Here is an 18973-nt window from a genome sequence, read left to right on the forward strand (position 1 = left end):
CACCCTCATGAGCCTGACCGCCACGAGCGCCCCGCCCCCGCCCGACGCCGGGAGCGTCCCGCGCTCGCCCGCCTCTGCGGGCGCCCCGCCCCCGCCTGGCGTCGCGGGCGTGTCGCGCCGGCCTGCCGTCGCGAGCGCGCAGCCCCCGACCACCACTCCGCAGGCCCGGCGACGGCCTTGGCGCCGGGCGACCGCCCGCATAGCGTCTCGGGTGTCCGTCAGCGTCAGAGCCACTGCGAGAGAGGCCGTCCGTGCCGCACACCGTCCCGTCCCCGGACCCCGCAGCAGCCGCACCGGCTGAGCCCGCCCGGCGCGCCGCGCGTATCGAGGCCTCCCTCACCGCGCCCGGCGCGCCCTTCGCCGTGGTGCCCGGCGAGCGGGGCACGCCGGAGTACGCCGACGGCCCGCGCACGCTCCGGGAGTTCGTGGAGACCACCTGGGCCTACGGGGACGCGCCGTTCCTGATCGCGGGCGAACGGACCTGCGCCTACGGGGAGTTCTTCGCCGCCGCATCCGCCCTCGCGGTGTGCCTGCGGGAGCGGTACGGCCTGCGCCCCGGCGACCGGGCCGTGATCGCGTCGGGGAACCGTCCCGAGTGGCAGATCGCCTTCTGGGCCGCCCAGTTGGCCGGTCTCGTCGCCGTACCCCTCGACGCCCGGTGGACGGAGGACGCGTTCACGTACGCGCTGGAGGACTGCGAGCCCGGGGTGCTGCTGGTGGACGGGGCGCGGCTGGGGCGGGTCGCCGGCTGGGCCCGGCGGACGCGGACGCGCGTCGTCCGCTTCCCCGTTGAGGGGCGGGTTCCGGACGGCCTGCGCATCGAGCGGTACGAGGACTTCCCCGCTCCCGATCCGCTGGCCGCGCCGCCCGACGTGGAGCCCCGGCCCGAGGACGACGCGACGATCCTCTACACCTCCGGCGCCACCGGCCGCACCCGGGGCGCGGTGGCCCGCCATCTCGCCCAGGCCGGTGCCGCGCTCAACGCCCGCTACCACGCGGCGGCCTCCGCCCGCGCACGCGGCGCCATCCCCGGTCTGGAGCCCGCCCCGGTCTCCCCGATGACGGTCCCGTTCTCCGATGCCGCCGCGTTCACCTGCGTCTACGGTGCGATGGCGGCCGGTGGCGCGCTGGCCCTGACGGACGGTGCCGCCGACGGGGCCGGACCGGAGGGCCCCGAACCGTTGCCCGCCGACGGCCGTGACGCGGGTTACGGCCTCGCCGAGACCTGCGGCGTCGTCCTCGCGCCGTTCGGCGACGCGTGCCGCGCCGAGCCGGGCGTCGCGGGCGGCCGGCCCACCCCGGCCACGGAGGTGCGGATCGCCGGGCCGTCGGGCGGTGAGCTGCCCGACGGGGAGCAGGGCGAGCTGTGGCTGCGCGGCCAGTCGCTGTTCCGCGGCTACTGGCGCGACGCGCCGGCGACCGGGGCCGCCCTCCGGGACGGCGGCTGGTTCCGTACCGGGGACCGTGCCGTACGCCGCGAGGGACGGGTCCTCGTCGTGGGCCCGTTCACGGGCGCGTGACCCGTATGCGGTAGGTGCCGTCGTCGTCCTCGTCCAGCACGGATATCCGTACGCCGTTGGCCCGGTCGGTGAAGGTCTGGCCGGGCCGGAACGGGGCGTCGGACAGTTCCGCGTGCACGTTGGGGCGCCGGGTGCAGCCGCCGCTGTCCTCGGTGGCGTCGGCGACGGAGACCGGGCCCTGGCCGGTGTCCACGTCGGAGCTCACCTTGTAGACCAGCACCCCGGGCCGGCAGACCGCCTCGTCGTTGCCCGCCGCCGTGCGGACCTCCACGGCGTAGCCGGACTGGGCGCTCAGCGGGACGAAGGCGAGCTTGGTGCCGCCCTCCGTGGCGAGCGGGCCGAGCGTGTGCTCGCTGACGCCGGGCCGGGAAGCGCAGCTGATCTGCTCGTTGTCGAGCCAGCCGAGCTTCCACTTGTGCCAGGCCAGGAAGTCGTTGTTGGCGCCCCAGTCCTCGGACATGATGTCCCAGTGCCCGACCGAGCCGCCGCCCTCCATCGTGTAGAGGTCCGGCAGCCCGAAGACATGGCCGTTCTCGTGCGGCAGGACGCGGTAACCGGTCTCGGCGTACGACCCCGACCCGTCGTCCTGGCGGCTGTAGACGAACGAGGCGTTGGCGATCGGCACGCCGTCCGCCTCCGGGGCCTCGCCGTTGCCGGAGAAGGTCACCGAGAGCACGGTGTCCAGCGCGGAGGGCCCGGCGTTCGGGCTGACCAGAATGTTCACCAGGTCGTACTCCGAGAAGTCCACCCGGGGGTCGGCGGCAGCGACGATGTCCTTCACCAGCTGGCGGTAGCCCGGCTCGAACGGTGAGCCGCGCTCTATCCCGTACTCCGTGAACGCCATCGGCATCCGCAGCCACTCCTTGACGGGGGCCTCGGGCCGGTAGACGAGCCGGCCGTAGGAGCTGGTGCGGAACCACTCGGAGGTCTGCGGGAAGAACTCCGCGAACCGGTCCTCCGCCGGTTCCGTTCCCTCCGCGTCCGGGAAGTCGATCATCAGGTTGAGCGCCCTGATCTCACCGATCGACCGCGCGTAGCCGGGCGGGGTCGGCAGACCCTCGGACATCTGTACGCCCATGGTCGTGGAGATCCGGCACGGGGCGAGGGCGGAGTCCTGGGTGGTGGCCGCCGGGCCCGCGGTGGTGTGGCCGCCGGAGTGGAGCGTGGTGCTGGCCGAGGCCATGGCCGCGATGACCAGCGCGGTCGCTCCGGCCAGGGCGACCGGGCGGCGATGTCTGCGTATCCGGTGGCGGGGCTGCTGCATAGAGGCGCCTTCGGGGTCCGCGGCAGTCGGCCGACCCTGACTGCGCTCTGGCGATCAGCCTCCGCCGGGTGGTCCGGGGCCGCTCGCTGGGTGCGCCGATCGGTGGGTTTCCGTCTCGGGGTGTTGTGATGCAGGTCACATCGAGGGTGGGAAATAACCGGGGAACCTCTCCCCGTTTGCATACACGTCCCCGCTAACCGGGGACGCGGTCCCCGGTTACGAACGGGGTCCGCCCGGCTACGCAGGGGAAAGGGGAGGTGAGGGTTGCCGTGGAGACCGTCGCCCAGGGGATCGCACCGACCGCCACCGGCGGCACCGCGCGGTCCGGCACGGCAAGCGTCACAAAGCCCGGCACGGCAAGCGTCGCGGGGCCCGGTGCCGCGCGTGTCCCGGAGTCCGGCAGTGGCCGTGCCGCGGAGCCCGGCACCGTGCGTGTCACGGAGGCCGCCGCCGGGAAGGGCGCCGCGCCGACGGCATCGTGCCGCACCGCCCGTCCCCGGGCCGACGCGCTGCGCAACCGTGAGCGGATCGTCTCCGCCGCGCGCGAGCTGTTCGTCGAGGCCGGGCCCGACGTGCCGCTGGACGACGTCGCCCGCCGGGCGGGCGTCGGCAACGCCACGCTCTACCGGAACTTCCCCGACCGCGCCGCCCTCACCCACGAGGTCGTCCTCGCGGTCACCTCCCGCACCACCCTGAGGGCCGAGGAGGCCGTCGCCGCGGAGTCCGACCCGTTCGCCGCGCTCAGCCGCTTCGTGCACGCGGCCGCGGACGAACGGATCGGCGCCCTGTGCCCGATGATCTCCGGCGTCTTCGACAAGGACCACCCCGACCTGCTCGCCGAGCGCGACCGCCTCGAAGAGGCCGTCGCGGGACTCGTGTCGCGCGCCCAGTCCGCGGGGCGGCTGCGTACCGACATCGCCGTCGGTGACGTACTCGTCGCCCTGTCCCAGCTCACCCGGCCGCTCCCCGGCATCGCCTGCCAGGGCATCGACCGGTTCACCCACCGTCATCTGCAGCTGTTCCTGGACGGCCTGGAGACCCCGGCCCGCTCCGAACTGCCCGGATCGGCGGCGACCTTGGAGGACCTGCGGCGCTCCTGACGGCCGCACCGACCTGAACCTTCCGGACCCGCCGGCTCCATCGGCCCCACCGTCCCGCTTTACCCGAACACCGGCCCGTACGTCCCTGTCACGCACGGGCGGACCCACGCAACCGTCGCGCGTACGCCGCAGCGCGTACCGCCGACGCCCACTTCGCGACGCCTCGGCGCCCTCGCACGTCCTTAGGTGGCTACACCCATGTCAGAAACGGCCGGACTGTCCCGGACAGCCGACACCGCCCTTCCCGATCCGAGTCGCTGGAAGGCGCTCGGCTTCATCGCCCTCGCCCAGCTGATGGTCGTCCTCGACGCGACCATCGTGAACATCGCGCTGCCCTCCGCGCAGACCGACCTCGGCATCTCCGACGGCAACAAGCAGTGGGTCATCACCGCCTACGCCCTCGCCTTCGGCGGTCTCCTCCTCTTCGGCGGCCGGATCGCCGACCTCTGGGGCCGTCAGCGCACCTTCGTCGTCGGCCTGATCGGCTTCGCGCTGGCCTCCGCGCTCGGCGGGGCCGCCCAGAACGAGGCGATGATGTTCGGCTCCCGGGCCCTCCAGGGTGTCTTCGGCGCCCTGCTCGCCCCGGCCGCGCTCTCGCTGCTCGCCGTGATGTTCACCGACGCCAAGGAGCGCGCCAAGGCCTTCGGCATCTACGGGGCCATCGCCGGTGGCGGCGGCGCGGTCGGGCTGATACTCGGCGGCTTCCTCACCGAGTACCTGAACTGGCGCTGGACGTTCTTCGTCAACATCCCGTTCGCCGTCGTCGCGGCCGCGGGCGCGTACTTCGTGATCCGTGAGCCCTCCGGAACCCGCAACCGCGCCCCGCTGGACATCCCCGGCGTCGTGCTCTCCACCCTCGGCCTGGTCGCCCTGGTCTACGGCTTCACCCGCGCCGAGTCGGCCGGCTGGTCGGACGCCCTGACCGTCTCGATGTTCATCGCCTCCGCCGTGCTGCTGCTGGCCTTCGTCGTGACCGAGTCGCGCGTGAAGTCGCCGCTGCTGCCGCTGCGCGTCCTCACCGAGCGCAACCGCGGCGGGGTCTACCTCTCGCTGGGCCTCGCCATCATCGCGATGTTCGGGCTGTTCCTCTTCCTGACCTACTACCTCCAGGTCGTGAAGGGCTACTCCCCGGTCAAGACCGGTTTCGCGTTCCTCCCGATGATCGCGGGCATGATCACCGGCTCCACCCAGATAGGCACCCGGCTGATGACCCGCATCCCGCCGCGCCTGCTGATGGGTCCGGGCTTCCTGGTCGCCGCCGTCGGGATGCTGCTGCTCACCCAGCTGGACCTGAACACCAGCTACGCGGGCGTCATCCTGCCCGGCATGCTGCTGCTCGGCCTCGGTATGGGTACGGCGTTCATGCCGGCGATGTCCCTGGCCACGCACGGCATCGAGCCGCGTGACGCGGGTGTGGCCTCCGCGATGGTCAACACCTCCCAGCAGGTCGGCGGCGCCATCGGCACCGCTCTGCTGAACACCATCGCCGCGAGCGCCACCACCGCGTACGTCGCCGATCACGCGGCCCGTGCCACGGACCCGAAGCTCCTGGAGCTCCAGGCCATGGTCAGCGGTTTCGCCTCCGCGATCTGGTGGGCGGTCGGCATCCTCGTCGCCGCGGCGGCCATCGCGATGACCCTCATCAACACCGGCCGCCCCGGAGCGGCGCCGGGCGGCCCGGGCAACGCGTCCGACGCGGGCGCCGAGGAGGAGTTCAAGATTCCGGTGGTCGCCCACTGACGGATGGCCGTCCCCTGATCCGCCCCGGCTCCGCTCCGCGATCGACCGCCCGGCTCCGGCCGGTGACCGTCCCGCTGAGCGGAGCCGGGGCGGCTCCGCGTCTCGACGGAGCCGTTGCAGCCCCGCGTTCCGACGGACCCGGGACAGCTCCGCGTTCCGACGGACCCGGGACAGATCCGTGTCTCGACGGACCCGGGGCGGATTCGCGTCTCAGCGGAGCCAGGGCAGATCCGCGTCCGTGCCCTCGGGCTCCAGCCCCGTGGCGAGTACCCGCATGATCTCGCCGAGGCTGCTCACCTGTTCGTCCGTGAGCCGGTCGAACATCGCCTGCCGTACGGCCTCGACATGGCCCGGCGCCGAACGGCGCAGCATGTCGAGGCCGTCCTCGGTGAGCACCGCGTTCTGGCCGCGCTTGTCGGAGGCGCAGTCCTCACGGCGGACCCAGCCGTTCTTCTCCAGCCGGGCGATGGCGTGGGAGAGCCGGGAGCGGGTGATCTTCGCGTTCCGGGCCAGCTCTGTCATCCGCATCCGGCGGCGGGGGGCCTGCGAGAGCTGGACGAGCAGCCCGTAGTAGGTGTGCGGCATGCCCGCATCGCGCTGCAACTGGCGGTCGAAGTGATCCTCCAGCAGCGTGGTGGCATGCAGATAGGCGCGCCAGACGCGCTGCTCCTCGTCGGTGAGCCAACGCGGTGCGCTGGTGGATGCCGTGGTCATGGACTCCACTGTACGACCTTTTCTTGAAAGTTGAACTAGATAGGGCTAAGGTCTCCACAGGTAGGACCCTTGAAGTTTCAAGAAGCCTCGGGAGGTTTTCGCCCGGAAGCCCGGCGGAACTCCCGCGGAATTCCGTAGGGCCCCTACACAACGATCCCCCGGATGACCTCGGGGAACTACCGCTCTGACGAACTCGTGACCGGATTCGGTGACCCGGCCGCCCGGCGTGGCGCCCGGCCGCCCGGAACCCGGCGTCCAGTGGATGGGGAGTGCCATGACAGCCACCGCGGAGCGCATGCCCGCCCTCTACCTCTCGCACGGCGCGCCGCCCCTGGCCGACGACCCCGTGTGGCCCGGCGAACTCGCCGCCTGGTCCGCGACCCTGCCCCGCCCCCGCGCGATCCTGATGGTCTCCGCCCACTGGGAGGAGGCCCCGCTGGCCCTGGGGGCCACCGAGACCGTGCCGCTCGTGTACGACTTCTGGGGCTTCCCCGAGCACTACTACGGGGTGCGGTACGAGGCCCCCGGCGCGCCCCGGCTCGCCGACAGCGTCCGCAAGCTGCTGCGCGGGGCCGGTACGCCCGTCCAGGACATCCCGGACCGGGGCCTCGACCACGGGGCCTACGTCCCGCTGGTGGAGATGTTCCCGGACGCCGGCATCCCCGTGCTCCAGATCTCCCTGCCGACGCTCGACCCGCAGAAGCTGATGGCCGTCGGGCGCAAGCTCGCCCCCCTGCGTGACGAGGGCGTGCTGATCGTCGGCAGCGGCTTCTTCACCCACAACCTGGCCGCCCTGCGCCACCGGGGCGGCGGAGTGCCCGGCTGGTCGGCGGAGTTCGACGACTGGGGCGACCGCGCGCTGCGGGCCCAGGACGTCGACGCGCTGATCGACTTCGAGCACACGTCCCCGGCCGGAAAGCTCGCCCATCCGCGCACCGAGCACTTCGCGCCGCTGTTCGTGACCCTGGGCGCGGCCGAGGACGAGCTGGACCGGGGGCGGAGCGTCATCGACGGATTCTGGATGGGGCTGGCGAAGCGCTCGGTGCAGTTCGGCTGAGAGGCATTGAGAGGCGCCGAGAGGTACTGAGAGGCGTTGAGAGGTACTGAGGAGGCGCTGAGGGGCGGGCGAGCCGGTGGCGTCCGGCGCCTCTCCCCGTCCCCCGGGTCCGGGCCCCCGGCCGAGCCGTCCCCTCGCGTGCACCCTGAGCAACCCGAACGCCCCCGCAGCCGTCTCCCGGAGTGGGAGCGGGGCGCTTCGGGTGGACGCGCCGATTCCGGGTACCCGGCCGGAGAGCCGCCAGGGAGGAGGGCGAGGGGCCCGAACTCCTCCGTACCGGCTCTGACCTGCGCGTCCGATGGAATCCGGCAGCGGTGTCCGGCGGTCGAAACGGGACAGGGTACTGCATGATCACGAAAATGAATGTGCCGCATGGGAATTCTGTCCGGATTCCAGTCGTTGTTTCCATCGGATGCAGGGCACCCGGAAGGGTGTCGCGACGACCTACTCAGCAAGGGAGCACGCATGGCAACCCGTGCCGTCGCCCGTCGTACGTCCGCCGCCTCCGGTGAGACCGACCGGGCAAGCAGTGTTCGCGCCGTGGGCGGGGAGATCGCCGATCGCGACCTGGTCGGCATGTACCTGGACGAGATCGCCCGCACACCGCTGCTCGACGCCGCCAAGGAAGTCGACCTCTCCCAGACCATCGAGGCGGGCGTCTACGCCCAGCAGATCCTCGACGGCGAGGTGGAGAGCGATGCCGGTGACGCGAAGCGCGAGGAGCTGGAGGCGCTGGTCGCCGAGGGCGAGCGCGCCAAGGACATATTCATCCGTTCCAACCTCCGGCTCGTCGTCGCCGTGGCCCGCCGCTACCCGCGCGCGGGGCTCCCCCTGCTCGACCTGATCCAGGAGGGCAACGCCGGCCTGGTGCGCGCGGTCGAGAAGTTCGACTACGCCAAGGGCTTCAAGTTCTCCACGTACGCGACCTGGTGGATCCGGCAGGCCATCACCCGGTCCATCGCCGACCAGTCCCGCACGATCCGGCTCCCTGTCCACCTGGTGGAGGAGCTCGGCCGGATCCGCCGGGTCCAGCGCGAGTTCAACCGCGAGCACGGGCGCGACCCGGAGCACGAGGAGATCGCCGCCGAGCTCGACTCCAACGCCGAGCGCGTCGGCAACGTCCTGGACTGGGCCCGCGACCCGGTCAGCCTCAACATGTCCGTCGACGACGACGGCGACACCCAGTTCGGCGACCTGCTGGAGGACACCTCCGCCGTCTCGCCCGAGCAGTCGGTGCTGACCCTGCTCCGCAGCGAGGAGCTGGAGGACCTGATCGGCAAGCTCGACAACAGGACCGCCTCGATCATCAAGATGCGGTACGGCATTGAGGACGGGCGCGAGCGGACCCTGACCGAAGTGGGCAAGCAGCACGGCCTCACACGGGAGCGGATCCGGCAGATAGAGAAGCACGCACTGCTCGAATTGAAGCGAATGGCTCACGACACGGGCTTTGACGCTGCGGCGTGAGCCAATAACCCGTAATCTCCCCATCAAGCCGGTTCGCACCGGCTGACCGACCGGGTCGTTCCGGTCACCGACCGGTTTTCCGCCGGTCCACGAGCTGAGCCCCGGCGCCCACCCCCCCCGGCGTCGGGGCTCATCCCTGTTCCGGGCCGGCCTCCTGGCGCGGCTCCGGGCCGGCCCCGGCGGCGGCCCGTGCCAGCCGGGCTCCCAGGCCCTCCAGGTACGCCACCAGCTGCGGTGGACCCGCCACGGAGAACTCGCAGTCCACCAGCGCCAGCCGTAGCCCCACCCACTCCAGCGAGTCGGCGCACGAGCCCCGCAGCCGGCAGCCGCCCCGCCCGTCCGGCTCCGGCACCCCGAGATGCGCGGGCAGCCGCGCCGCCACGAACTCCGCCGGCGCGCCGAACCACACGTCGAGACGCAGCTCGGGCTGCATCCGCCGCATCGACCGGACCAGGAAGGCCGCCGCGTCCCCGCTCCCCGCCTCACCGCCCGTACCGCCCCCCTCGCCCCCGACGGGCAGCGGCCTCGGGGTGAACCGGGCCCCCGTGGCGTACGGCTCGCCGACCCGGTCCACCCGGAACGTCCGCCAGTCCGTCCGGCCGAGGTCGTACGCCACCAGGTACCAGCGCTGCCCGGTGCTCACCAGCCGGTACGGCTCGACCTGCCGCTTCGTCCGGGAACCGTCGCCGCTGCGGTACGCGAACCTCAGCAGCTCCCGCGCGGTGGCCGCCGAGGCCAGCGTCGTCAGCGTCCGCGGATCGATGGTGGAGCCGTCGCCCCGGGTCAACGGGACCGTGGCGTTCTGGAGCGCGGCGACCCGGTGGCGCAGCCGGGAAGGGAGCACCTGCTCCAGCTTCGCCAGCGCCCTTACGGAAGCCTCGTCGACCCCCTCGATCGCGTGCCCCGCCCCGGCCCGCAGCCCCACCGCGATGGCCACCGCCTCCTCGTCGTCCAGCAGGAGGGGCGGCATGGCGGCGCCCGCGACCAGGCGATAGCCGCCGACCGAGCCGCGCGAGGCCTCGACCGGGTAGCCCAGGTAGCGCAGCCGGTCGATGTCGCGGCGGATCGTCCGCGGGCTGACATCGAGCCGTTCGGCCAGTTCGCCGCCGGGCCACTCGCGCGGGGTCTGGAGGAGGGACAGCAACTTCAGCAGACGTGCCGGGGTGTCGGACATGGCTCCAGGATGGCGGACCATCAGGTCATGATCTGACCTAAACGCCTCCTAGGTTCCTCCCATGCCTTCTTCCGCACCGCCGCCGCCCGCGGCCCCGCACCTCGACCCGCCCCCATCGCCCACGGCGGTGAAGACGCCGCCCGTCGCACCCGTGGAGACGCCGGTCGCACCCGTGGAGGCGCCGGCCGAGGCGGTGGGGACGCCGGGAGCGTCCGCAGCCGCTTCCGCACCCGTGTCCGCCCCGGCGGACCGGCGTCGCTGGTTCGCGCTCGCCATCGTGATGACCGCGGCCTTCATGGACCTGGTCGACGTCACGATCGTCAACATCGCGATTCCCAGCATCACGCGAGAGACCGGAGCCTCCGTCTCCGCGATCCAGTGGATCACCGCCGGTTACGCCCTCGCGTTCGCGGCCGGGCTGATCACGGGCGGCCGGCTCGGCGACATCTACGGGCGCAAACGGCTGTTCCTCATCGGCATCGGCGGATTCACGCTCGCCTCGGCCCTGTGCGGCCTGGCTCCCAACCCCGAGATACTGGTGGCCGCACGCATCCTCCAGGGCGCGACGGCGGCCCTGATGGTGCCCCAGGTCCTCTCGATCGTGCACGCCACCTTCCCGGCCCACGAGCGCGGCAAGGTCTTCGGTCTCTTCGGCGCGGTCGTCGGACTCGGTGCCGTCTCCGGTCCGCTGCTGGGCGCCCTGCTCACCGAGTGGGACCTCTTCGGGCTCGGCTGGCGGCCGATCTTCCTGATCAACCTCCCTGTGGGCATCGCCGGACTGGTCCTCGGCGCGAAGTTCATCAGCGAGTCCAAGGCCCCCAAGGCGGTCCGTCTCGACCTGACCGGCGTCGCCCTGATCACTCTGGCGATGCTGATGCTCATCTATCCGCTCACCCGGGGACACGAGCTGGGCTGGCCGCTCTGGGGCCATCTCTCGATGGCGGGCAGTCTGTTCGTCTTCGCGGCGCTGGTGATCCACCAGCGGCGCAAGGCCCTGGCCGACGGCTCGCCGCTGATCGAACTGTCCCTGTTCCGGGTGAAGAGCTTCGCCGCCGGCATCGCCGTGCAGCTGACCTTCGGCGTCGGCCTCGGCGTCTTCTTCCTGGTCTGGACCCTCTACATGCAGATGGGCCTCGGCTGGAGCGTGCTGCGCGCCGGCGTGACGGGTGTCCCCTTCTCCGTCGCCGTCTCCGTGGCCGCCGGGATCTCCGTGCAGAAGCTCGTGCCCCGCTTCGGCCGCAAGGTCCTCCAGGCCGGTGCGCTCCTCATGATCGCCGGACTGCTGGTCTACCTCTGGGAGAGCGAGCGGTACGGCATGGGCATCAGCTCCTGGCAGATGGCCGTCCCGCTGGTGGTCATGGGCGTGGGGATGGGCCTGATCGTGGCTCCGCTGACCGACACGGTGCTCTCCGAAGTGCCCAAGGAACACGCCGGTTCGGCGTCCGGCCTGATCAATACCGTGCAGCAGATGGGGACGGCGCTCGGCCTCGGTCTGGTGTCCGTCGTCTTCTTCGGCGCGGTCGGTGACCGGTTGGCTCCCGCGGCGGTCGGCCCGGCGTTCGTCGACGCGTTCCAGCAGTCGCTGTGGTGGGTGGCCGGGGTGCTGTCGCTGATCTTCCTGGTGATGTTCGCGCTGCCCGCCCGGCCGCGCGCCCACGGGGAGGCCGGCCCGCACTGACCGGCACGGAGGGGGGCCGGGCCCGGGTCAGCAGATCCGGGTGCGGCTCTCCATCGCCGCGCGGGCGGCGGGTTCGTCCTCGTACACCTCGCACATGTGGCGGCCGTCGGGCGTCGCCGTGTGCTCGACCTCCCACAGGCTCGTCTCGCTGCCGTCCAGCAGCAGGAACGCGTGCTCGTAGAGCGTGAATCCGGCCGGCCGGCCGTCGACATCGCACTGCCGCCCGAAGATCTGGGTGATGTGGTGGGCGAAGGCGGCCCGGAGCAGCAGGGCCTTCTGCTCGCCCGGCCGGTCGGCGTTCTCCGCACGGCGCAGCACGCGGCGGGCGTGGTCCGCGGAGTTGTCGGGGGCGTACATCCGGGGGAGCGGGGCCGGCGGGGCGGACATCAGCATCGTCAGCATCTCCAGGTCCACCGGCGCCTCCGGCATTCCCTCGTCGCCGAAGGCCGGGGAGTCGGAGAAGCTCCCGGCCAGCCGGGACGCGGCGATACGGGCGTCTGCCTCGTCGTCGTACAGCTCGTGCCGGCGGGTGCTCCGCACGTCCCGGCCGCCGCTGTGCACCAGCTCCCACAGAGTGAGGGCGGAGCCGTCGGCGAGGAGATACGTGTGACGGTAGGTCTCGCGGTGCAGCACGGAGCTGTGGTGCGACGAGTGCAGCGAACTGCTGTGGGCGAGCGCCGTGCCGAGGCGGTCGACCGTGCTGTCGGGAAGGTCGAAGGAGTTCAGGGCGCGTCGCAGGAGTCGGTCGAGGTGGTGCTCGGTTGTCTCGCACGGATCGCTCAAGGTGGTGTCTCCAGGCCGTCGCCGCGTGTTACTCGATGCGTGCTTAACGTAGTCCCTGGGTCCGACATCGTGACCGGGGTTGCGTGAAAACGTAGGGCGGGCGCCGAAAGTTCCCGGCTCACTCCCGGTACATATCGGGCGCTTGGGGGGAACTCCCTTGCGCAGAGGGCGAGTCGGCCGCCCGTGCGCGCCCCCGGCTCACCCCGCACGCCCCCCGGGATCTCGTGGTGTCACCGCATCGGAGCTCCGTACAGGTCGGTGTACGAGAGGAGCCTGCCGCCCGGCCCCTCGGTGCCGCGGGCCGCGCGCACCGCCTTCACGACGGCCCGCGCCAGGACGTCGGCGCCCGCCGCCAGGATCGCGTTGACGGCGGCCGGGTCCCCCGGTGGCACCGGCACCTGCCCGGTGGCCAGGGTGAACACGGTGTCTCCGTCGGTCAGCAGGTGGACCGGGCGCACGGCGCGGGCGAGGCCGTCGTGCGCGGTGCCCGCCAGCTTCTGGGCCTGTGCCCGGGTGAGGTCCGCGTCCGTGGCGACGACCGCGATCGTCGTGTTGAACGGCGGGACCCCGCCGCCGGCCGCCTCCGTCGCCTCCCGCTCCTGCGCGAGACGCCGCTCCGCCGCCGCATGGACCCCGGCCGGGGGAGGGGCCGGCGGCGCCCCGGCCCCGTACTCCCCGAACAGCACCCCGGTGCGGGGGTCGATCACCGAGCCCGCGGCGTTCACCGCGACGACGGCGCCCACCGTGACCCCGGAGGCGAGGCGAACGCTCGCCGTACCGATGCCGCCCTTGAGCTGCCCGGCCAGCGCACCGGTGCCCGCGCCCACCGTGCCTTCGACGACCGGCTCCCCGGGCTCCGTGGCAGCCGCGGCCTCCACCGCGGCGCGGCCGGTCGACGCGTCGGGGCGGGCCCGCCAGTCGCCGCCCCGGCCCAGGTCGAAGAGGGCGGCGGCCGGAACGACCGGCACCACCTGGGTGGGCCCGGGCCCGACCCGGACGCCCCGGCCCCGCTCCTCCAGCCACGCCATCACACCGGCCGCCGCGTCGAGCCCGAAGGCGCTGCCGCCCGTGAGGACGACGGCGTCGACCCGCTGCACCAGGTTGCGCGGATCCAGGGCGTCCGTCTCCCGCGTACCGGGCCCGCCGCCCCGTACGTCCACGGCGGCCACGGCCCCGCCCTCGGGCGCCAGGACGACGGTCGTGCCGCTCAGCGCGCCCGCACCGGCGACCTCGGCGTGGCCGACGCGGACACCGGCCACATCGGTCAGCGCGTCCAGCAGCGGCGGGTGCTCGGGGTCCTGGTCCTCACGCGTCATCCTGCGGCTCCTCCGGTCGGGATCGGGGCCCGCAGGGAGCACGGGCCGCTACGCCTCGAACGTACCGGCGAGCCGGAACCGACGCGCGAGGTCCCGGGACGAGGCCACCAACCGCCGGCTCGGCGGTGAGCGCCCCGCTGTCTCTCCTGCCGGGGGGGGCGAGCCGCCGTACCCTGGAGACATGAGTGCCGCCCCCGCCCCCAGCCCGCGTGATGCGAAGCAGCAGCAGCCACAGGAGCAGCCGCACCGGGAACCGAAGCCCAAGCCGGTTCTGGTCTTCGACGATCCGCTGGACCGGCAGTCCGCGGACGATACGGACCAGGGGTGGGGCGAGCGGCCTCCGGCCGGCAACAGCGCCGCGGACCTCGCCCGCTTCCTGGACGAGAAGCCGCCCCACCACATCTGAACGGTCGCCCGGAGGGCTACCGGTCCTCGCGCGGACCGGCCGCGGCCCCGCCCGCTCCGCCCGGGGCGTCGCCCGACTCCGGCGCGGACGTGCCACCGGTGCGCTGGGCGACCAGCTCGTCGCGGATCTCCTTCAGCACCTCCAGCTCGCTCACCTCGATCGTTTCCTGCACGCCTTCCTTGGCGGCCTGCATCGCCGCCCGCCTGGCCAGATACTTGGCCATCGGCAGCACCATCAGGAAGTACACGACGGCAGCGGTGATCAGGAAGCTGAGGGTGGCGCTGAGCACCGAGCCCCACAGGATCTCGATCCCGTCCACCTCCCCGGTCTCCGGGTCCGTGGTGCACGGTCCCTGGAGGCAGGAGCGGTAGTTGTCCAGGTCCTGGGTGCCGAACGCGCCGACCAAGGGGTTGATGACGCCCTTGACGACCGCGTTCACGATGTTGGTGAACGCGGCACCGATGACGACAGCCACCGCGAGGTCGATCACATTGCCGCGCATCAGGAAGGCCTTGAAGCCCTCCAGCACACTGACCTTCTTCTCGCTCACGGGTGAGCCTTCTTTCGTGTGGACGGTGGGGGGAGCACACTGCTCCACCACCCAAGGCGGCACAAGGCCGTACTGTCCAATCCGCTGATTCCCGCAGCCGCGGTGACAGAACGTCAGTGCGCATCGGACACCGCCACGGCCAGCCGGCCCGACGTGCCCGCCCCGAGCAGCGCCGTGGCCGTCGGCCGCTCCACCGACAGCACCACCAGCGCCCCGGTCCCCGCGGACGTGCGCGGCACTTCCGCCACCCGCGCCCCCCGGGCCACCACGCGCGCCTCGCCTCCCATCGCGCCGCCCACCGCGATCACATCGACCCGGTCGCCCGGACGCAGCAGCCGCACCGTCTCCGGATCGGCGATCCGGACCGGCGCGGACACCAGCCGCACCGGCGGCCGTCCCGCCCCCGGCGGATCGTCCGGAGGACCGGCCCCTCCGTCGGCGCTGCTCAGGCCCGTGGTGGCCAGCGCCGCGCCCGCGAGAGCGAGCCCCGCTGCCGCCGCACGCCGTTGCCGGCGCAGCATCCGCCGCAGCCGTTCCGCGCCACCGGCCCGGACGTGCAGCGGACCGAACGGCCCCACCCCGCACGGCGCGGGCACCGGCGCGGAGCAGGAGGAGGGAGGGGGAGGAGCGGAAGGAGCGGAAGGAGGGGAAGAGGAGGACATGGCAGCACCACCTGGGATCAGTGCGGACGAGCGCATCGGTGCGGACGAGGACGTCAGCCCGGACGCTCACATCGGCGCGGACGACGAAGGCGTCAGCGCGGACGAAGGCGTCAGCGCGGACGAAGACGTCAGCCCGGACGCGGACGTCAGCGCGGACGAGGGCGTCCGTACCGGCGAGTGCGTCCGTGCCGACAGGTACGTCCGTGCCGACGAGCGCAAGGGAAAGGGGAGCCAGGACCGGTATGACCCGGCCCGACTCCCCTCACTCTCCCCTGTCCGGGCAGATCCCGCAGATGCCTGTGGACAGCCCCCGCACTGTGGACAACTCCGTCACCGGATCGTGGAGTTCCGCCCGCCCCGAGGGGCGGCCGTCCCGGCTACGGCAGCGTGATCCCCGTGTCCATCCCGTCCAGCGCGTGCGCGCACGTGCAGTTGCGGCTCTCCGTCTTCGGCAGCCCCGCCACCGCGTCGAACAGCACCGAGCGCAGCCGGTCCACATTGGCCGCGAACACCTGGAGCACCTCCTCGTGCGAGACGCCCTCGCCCGCCTCCGCGCCCGCGTCCAGGTCGGTCACCAGCGTCATCGTGGTGTAGCAGAGCCCCAGTTCCCGGGCGAGGACCGCCTCGGGGTGCCCGGTCATCCCCACCACGGACCAGCCCATCGCCGCGTGCCAGCGCGACTCCGCACGGGTCGAGAACCGGGGGCCCTCGACCACCACCAGGGTGCCGCCGTCCACCGGCTCCCAGTCCCGTCCGCGGGCCGCCGCGAGCGCGGCCTTGCGGCCCTCGGGGCAGTACGGGTCGGCGAAGCCCAGGTGGACGACGTTCGGGACGGCCCCGTCGGCCCGGGTCTCACCGTCGTAGTAGGTCTGCACGCGGGCCTTCGTCCGGTCCACCAGCTGGTCGGGGACGAGCAGAGTGCCCGGACCGAACTCCGGCCGCAGCCCGCCCACCGCGCACGGCCCCAGCACCTGCCGGACGCCGACGGAGCGCAGCGCCCACAGGTTGGCCCGGTAGTTGATGCGGTGCGGCGGCAGGTGGTGGCCGCGGCCGTGGCGGGGCAGGAAGGCCACCCGGCGGCCGCCGAGCTCACCGATGAAGACCGAGTCGCTCGGGCTGCCGTAAGGGGTGTCCACGGAGACCTCGGTGACGTCCTCCAGGAAGGAGTAGAAGCCCGAGCCGCCGATGACACCGATCTCCGCGGACCCTTCGGCCCCCGCCGTAGCCGTGCCGGAGTTCGTTTCCGTATCTGCGTTCACCATGCGGTCACCGTATCCGCAGAGGTCTCGCCCACGGGAAGCGACCGGACCCCGCCGAGCGGGCTCGGCGGGGTCCGGTGAAAGGGCGGGTGGCGCGGCGGACGCGGGCTCAGGCGGCCGACGTACCGCTCGACGAGGCCGACGCGGGGGTCGACGACGAGGAGGAGGACGACGACGCGGCGCTCGACTTCGTGTCCGAGCCCGTCGACGACGAGGACGAACCCGAGTCGGAGGCCTTCGAGGCCGTCGACGCCGGCGAGCTGCTCGACGAGGAGCCGCGGCTGTCGTTCCGGTAGAAGCCGGAACCCTTGAAGACGATGCCGACCGCGGAGAACACCTTCTTGAGGCGTCCGTCGCAGCTCGGGCACACGGTCAGGGCGTCATCGGTGAACTTCTGCACCGCCTCGAGGCCCTCGCCGCACTCGGTGCACTGGTACTGATAGGTCGGCACTTGCTCCTCCTGGCACTCTCACTCAGTGAGTGCTAACGACGCTCCATACTGACGTATTCCGTCGGATCAGTCCACCGTGACCGGCTCGCGGTGACCGATCCCACGTGCCACCGTGCGTCCCTGGGACCGCGGAGTCAGCCGGGAGCGCAGCGCGAGCAGGGTCAGCAGGGCGAGTGCCGTTCCGGCCAGGGGGACCAGGAAACCGGTGCTCGCGCCGTGGACGTCGGCGAGTCGCCCCGCCACGGTCACGGCCGCCGCCTGGCCGAGTGCCACCGCGCCCGTCAGCCAGGTGAAGGCCTCCGTGCGGGCCGTGGCGGGCACCAGCGCCTCCACCAGGGTGTAGCCGCTGATCAGGGCCGGGGCGATGCACAGGCCGACCAGCAGGCCCAGTCCGGCCAGCAGGGGCACCGAGTGCACGGCCCACAGGCCGGACGCGGTCAGGGTCAGAGCCACGTACCCGACGATCAGCCGGCGGCGCGGGCTGCTCTTCCACGCGATGGCGCCGCAGGCGATGCCCGCCAGCATGTTGCCCGCCGCGAAGATGCCGTAGAGGATCCCGTTGACCCCGGGGTGGCCGATCTCCTCGGAGAACGCGGTCAGCGAGACCTGCATCCCGCCGAAGACCGCGCCGATGCCCAGGAAGGTGACGGCCAGGACGCGCACGCCGGGAACGGAGAGCGCCGAGGCGTGCGGTTCGGCCGCGGTGGCCTTGGCGCGCGGGGCGGGCTGGGTGGCGCGCTGCGCGGCGAAGAGGAGGCCGCCGACCAGCGTCAGGGCGGCTTCCGTGATGAGTCCGGCCGCCGGGTGCACGCCGGTGCACAGCGCGGTGGCGATCACCGGGCCCAGGACGAACGTGAACTCGTCCGTCACCGACTCGAACGCGGCCGCGGTCGGCATCAGCGGGGAGGCGGGCCGGTCGGGGGTCGCCCCCAGCATCGCCGCCCAGCGCGCCCGCACCATGGGGCCGATCTGCGGGACCGACGCACCGGTCGGCACGGCGGCGGCGAACAGCGCCCACAGGGGTGCGTCCGCCAGCGCCAGTACGGTCAGGGCGCTCACGGAGACGGCGTGGAGCAGGACCCCGGGAACCAGGACGGCGCGCTGGCCGAACCGGTCGGCGAGCTTGCCGCCCTGCGGGGCGAACAGCGCCATGGAGACGCCGGCGACCGCCGCGACGGCGCCCGCGCTGCCGTACGAACCGGTCGTGTGCTGCACGAGGAGCACGATGCCGATGGTGAGCATCGCGAAGGGCTGCCGTGCGGCGAAGCCGGGGAGGAGGAAGGTCCACGCACCGGGGGTGCGCAGCAGTTGCCCGTATCCGGGGCGGTCGGAGACCGTGGTCGCCACGGTCCTTGCCTTTCTGCCGCCTGGTGGCCGTGCTTCCCGGCGCCCTTGTGGGGCGGGCCGGACGGAAGCGGCCGAGAGCTGTCCTCTTCGCGCGGAACTGCGGTAGATGCCGGGCGGCTCGCTGCCATCGGCGGAGAAGCGCCGGGCGAAGAGACACCACGACCGCCATACGGTCGCGCCAGCTCTGCATCAGACAGAGTTGGTCGATCAGGTTTGCCTTCATGCTACAGGCAGGAAGTCCTGTGTGCCTGTGATTGCGCACAGAGCTTCCGTGCCGGCCTGTGATCTACGACGCGTTCCTCGCAGGTCGCCTTGGTTGTCACCCATGGAGAGGCGCGGGAACGGGCTGAGCCGCTGTCCCCGAAGCGCCCCTTCGGGAACGGGCTGAGCCGCTGTCCCCGAATGGGCGCGGGAACGGGCCTGAGTCGCTCCCCCCGCAGGGGCGGGGACCGGCCCAAGCCGCTGCCCCTGCCCGCAGGGGCTCG

At 72.7% G+C, this 18973-nt stretch carries 18 protein-coding genes; 8 read left to right on the forward strand and 10 right to left on the reverse strand.

The genetic code is table 11. The annotated features are described in order from the left end of the window. Positions 1–251 precede the first annotated feature (251 nt). On the forward strand, positions 252–1520 hold the full coding sequence (locus KME66_RS20075; protein ID WP_216324333.1) for a class I adenylate-forming enzyme family protein: 1269 nt from the start codon (positions 252–254) through the stop codon (positions 1518–1520). On the opposite strand, the gene KME66_RS20080 is transcribed toward KME66_RS20075, so the two are convergent. Further along, entirely contained in the window at positions 1507–2784 is a 1278-nt protein-coding gene (locus KME66_RS20080) for a M6 family metalloprotease domain-containing protein (protein WP_073225176.1), read from the reverse strand. The two genes, KME66_RS20075 and KME66_RS20080, sit on opposite strands and share 14 nt — an antisense overlap. A gap of 428 nt (positions 2785–3212) precedes the next feature. On the opposite strand from KME66_RS20080, the gene KME66_RS20085 reads away from it, so the two are divergent. Continuing rightward, positions 3213–3884: a TetR/AcrR family transcriptional regulator gene (locus KME66_RS20085; protein ID WP_216324336.1), complete on the forward strand. Its 672-nt coding sequence runs from the start codon at positions 3213–3215 to the stop codon at positions 3882–3884. 198 nt (positions 3885–4082) lie between these two features. Then, positions 4083–5624 carry an MFS transporter gene (locus tag KME66_RS20090; RefSeq protein ID WP_216324339.1) on the forward strand — a complete coding sequence of 514 codons (1542 nt, stop codon included), beginning with the start codon at positions 4083–4085 and terminating at the stop codon, positions 5622–5624. Positions 5625–5834: 210 nt separating this feature from the next. Here KME66_RS20090 and KME66_RS20095 read toward each other — a convergent pair whose 3' ends face one another. Continuing rightward, positions 5835–6347 (reverse strand): MarR family transcriptional regulator, encoded by a 513-nt coding sequence (locus KME66_RS20095; protein WP_216324354.1) that lies wholly within the window; start codon positions 6345–6347, stop codon positions 5835–5837. A gap of 265 nt (positions 6348–6612) precedes the next feature. Here KME66_RS20095 and KME66_RS20100 point away from each other — a divergent pair, with 265 nt between their 5' ends. Both KME66_RS20100 and KME66_RS20105 read left to right on the forward strand, forming a co-directional pair. Next, the gene (locus tag KME66_RS20100; protein ID WP_073225647.1) at positions 6613–7395 is read left to right on the forward strand and encodes a dioxygenase; all 783 of its coding nucleotides are present in this window, start codon (positions 6613–6615) and stop codon (positions 7393–7395) included. Positions 7396–7860: 465 nt separating this feature from the next. Further along, positions 7861–8862: a sigma-70 family RNA polymerase sigma factor gene (locus KME66_RS20105; protein ID WP_073225180.1), complete on the forward strand. Its 1002-nt coding sequence runs from the start codon at positions 7861–7863 to the stop codon at positions 8860–8862. A 130-nt stretch (positions 8863–8992) separates the two neighbouring features. On the opposite strand, the gene KME66_RS20110 is transcribed toward KME66_RS20105, so the two are convergent. Continuing rightward, positions 8993–10036, reverse strand: coding sequence for a YafY family protein (locus KME66_RS20110; RefSeq protein WP_216324357.1), 1044 nt, complete (start codon positions 10034–10036; stop codon positions 8993–8995). 280 nt (positions 10037–10316) lie between these two features. On the opposite strand from KME66_RS20110, the gene KME66_RS20115 reads away from it, so the two are divergent. Next, the gene (locus KME66_RS20115) at positions 10317–11714 is read left to right on the forward strand and encodes an MFS transporter (RefSeq protein ID WP_253208604.1); all 1398 of its coding nucleotides are present in this window, start codon (positions 10317–10319) and stop codon (positions 11712–11714) included. 27 nt (positions 11715–11741) lie between these two features. Here KME66_RS20115 and KME66_RS20120 read toward each other — a convergent pair whose 3' ends face one another. Then, the gene (locus KME66_RS20120) at positions 11742–12497 is read right to left on the reverse strand and encodes a DUF6227 family protein (RefSeq protein WP_073225186.1); all 756 of its coding nucleotides are present in this window, start codon (positions 12495–12497) and stop codon (positions 11742–11744) included. Between the two features lie 230 nt (positions 12498–12727). After that, positions 12728–13813, reverse strand: a complete 1086-nt coding sequence (locus KME66_RS20125) for a P1 family peptidase (protein WP_216324362.1) — start codon at positions 13811–13813, stop codon at positions 12728–12730. Between the two features lie 181 nt (positions 13814–13994). Between KME66_RS20125 and KME66_RS20130 the strand changes: the two genes are divergently transcribed. Then, positions 13995–14219, forward strand: coding sequence for a hypothetical protein (locus KME66_RS20130; protein ID WP_073225190.1), 225 nt, complete (start codon positions 13995–13997; stop codon positions 14217–14219). Between the two features lie 16 nt (positions 14220–14235). On the opposite strand, the gene KME66_RS20135 is transcribed toward KME66_RS20130, so the two are convergent. After that, entirely contained in the window at positions 14236–14769 is a 534-nt protein-coding gene (locus tag KME66_RS20135) for an MscL family protein (protein WP_216324365.1), read from the reverse strand. Positions 14770–14882: 113 nt separating this feature from the next. Then, positions 14883–15431, reverse strand: coding sequence for a hypothetical protein (locus KME66_RS20140; protein WP_216324369.1), 549 nt, complete (start codon positions 15429–15431; stop codon positions 14883–14885). Between KME66_RS20140 and KME66_RS20145 the strand changes: the two genes are divergently transcribed. Then, positions 15430–15822, forward strand: a complete 393-nt coding sequence (locus KME66_RS20145) for a hypothetical protein (RefSeq protein ID WP_216324372.1) — start codon at positions 15430–15432, stop codon at positions 15820–15822. The genes KME66_RS20140 and KME66_RS20145 overlap by 2 nt on opposite strands. Here the strand turns inward: KME66_RS20145 and KME66_RS20150 are convergent. The 3 genes from KME66_RS20150 to KME66_RS20160 form a co-directional block, all read right to left on the reverse strand. Continuing rightward, the gene (locus tag KME66_RS20150) at positions 15809–16693 is read right to left on the reverse strand and encodes an S-methyl-5'-thioadenosine phosphorylase (protein WP_073225199.1); all 885 of its coding nucleotides are present in this window, start codon (positions 16691–16693) and stop codon (positions 15809–15811) included. The genes KME66_RS20145 and KME66_RS20150 overlap by 14 nt on opposite strands. 106 nt (positions 16694–16799) lie before the next feature. Continuing rightward, a complete protein-coding gene (locus tag KME66_RS20155) occupies positions 16800–17141 on the reverse strand; it encodes an FmdB family zinc ribbon protein (RefSeq protein ID WP_073225202.1) in 342 nt (113 codons plus the stop codon). A gap of 66 nt (positions 17142–17207) precedes the next feature. Next, positions 17208–18488 carry an MFS transporter gene (locus KME66_RS20160; protein WP_216324375.1) on the reverse strand — a complete coding sequence of 427 codons (1281 nt, stop codon included), beginning with the start codon at positions 18486–18488 and terminating at the stop codon, positions 17208–17210. Positions 18489–18973: the final 485 nt, after the last annotated feature.

This window comes from Streptomyces sp. YPW6, from assembly GCF_018866325.1.
In the GTDB taxonomy this organism is placed as follows: Bacteria; Actinomycetota; Actinomycetes; order Streptomycetales; family Streptomycetaceae; genus Streptomyces.

Bases quoted from the DNA above. Each gene is read 5' to 3' on its own strand.
- KME66_RS20080 (WP_073225176.1), bottom strand. From the start codon at position 2,784: ATGCAGCAGCCCCGCCACCGGATACGCAGACATCGCCGCCCGGTCGCC.
- KME66_RS20090 (WP_216324339.1), top strand. From the start codon at position 4,083: ATGTCAGAAACGGCCGGACTGTCCCGGACAGCCGACACCGCCCTTCCC.
- KME66_RS20100 (WP_073225647.1), top strand. From the start codon at position 6,613: ATGACAGCCACCGCGGAGCGCATGCCCGCCCTCTACCTCTCGCACGGC.
- KME66_RS20105 (WP_073225180.1), top strand. From the start codon at position 7,861: ATGGCAACCCGTGCCGTCGCCCGTCGTACGTCCGCCGCCTCCGGTGAG.
- KME66_RS20110 (WP_216324357.1), bottom strand. From the start codon at position 10,036: ATGTCCGACACCCCGGCACGTCTGCTGAAGTTGCTGTCCCTCCTCCAG.
- KME66_RS20115 (WP_253208604.1), top strand. From the start codon at position 10,317: ATGACCGCGGCCTTCATGGACCTGGTCGACGTCACGATCGTCAACATC.
- KME66_RS20125 (WP_216324362.1), bottom strand. From the start codon at position 13,813: ATGACGCGTGAGGACCAGGACCCCGAGCACCCGCCGCTGCTGGACGCG.
- KME66_RS20130 (WP_073225190.1), top strand. From the start codon at position 13,995: ATGAGTGCCGCCCCCGCCCCCAGCCCGCGTGATGCGAAGCAGCAGCAG.
- KME66_RS20145 (WP_216324372.1), top strand. From the start codon at position 15,430: ATGGCAGCACCACCTGGGATCAGTGCGGACGAGCGCATCGGTGCGGAC.
- KME66_RS20140 (WP_216324369.1), bottom strand. From the start codon at position 15,431: ATGTCCTCCTCTTCCCCTCCTTCCGCTCCTTCCGCTCCTCCCCCTCCC.
- KME66_RS20150 (WP_073225199.1), bottom strand. From the start codon at position 16,693: ATGGTGAACGCAGATACGGAAACGAACTCCGGCACGGCTACGGCGGGG.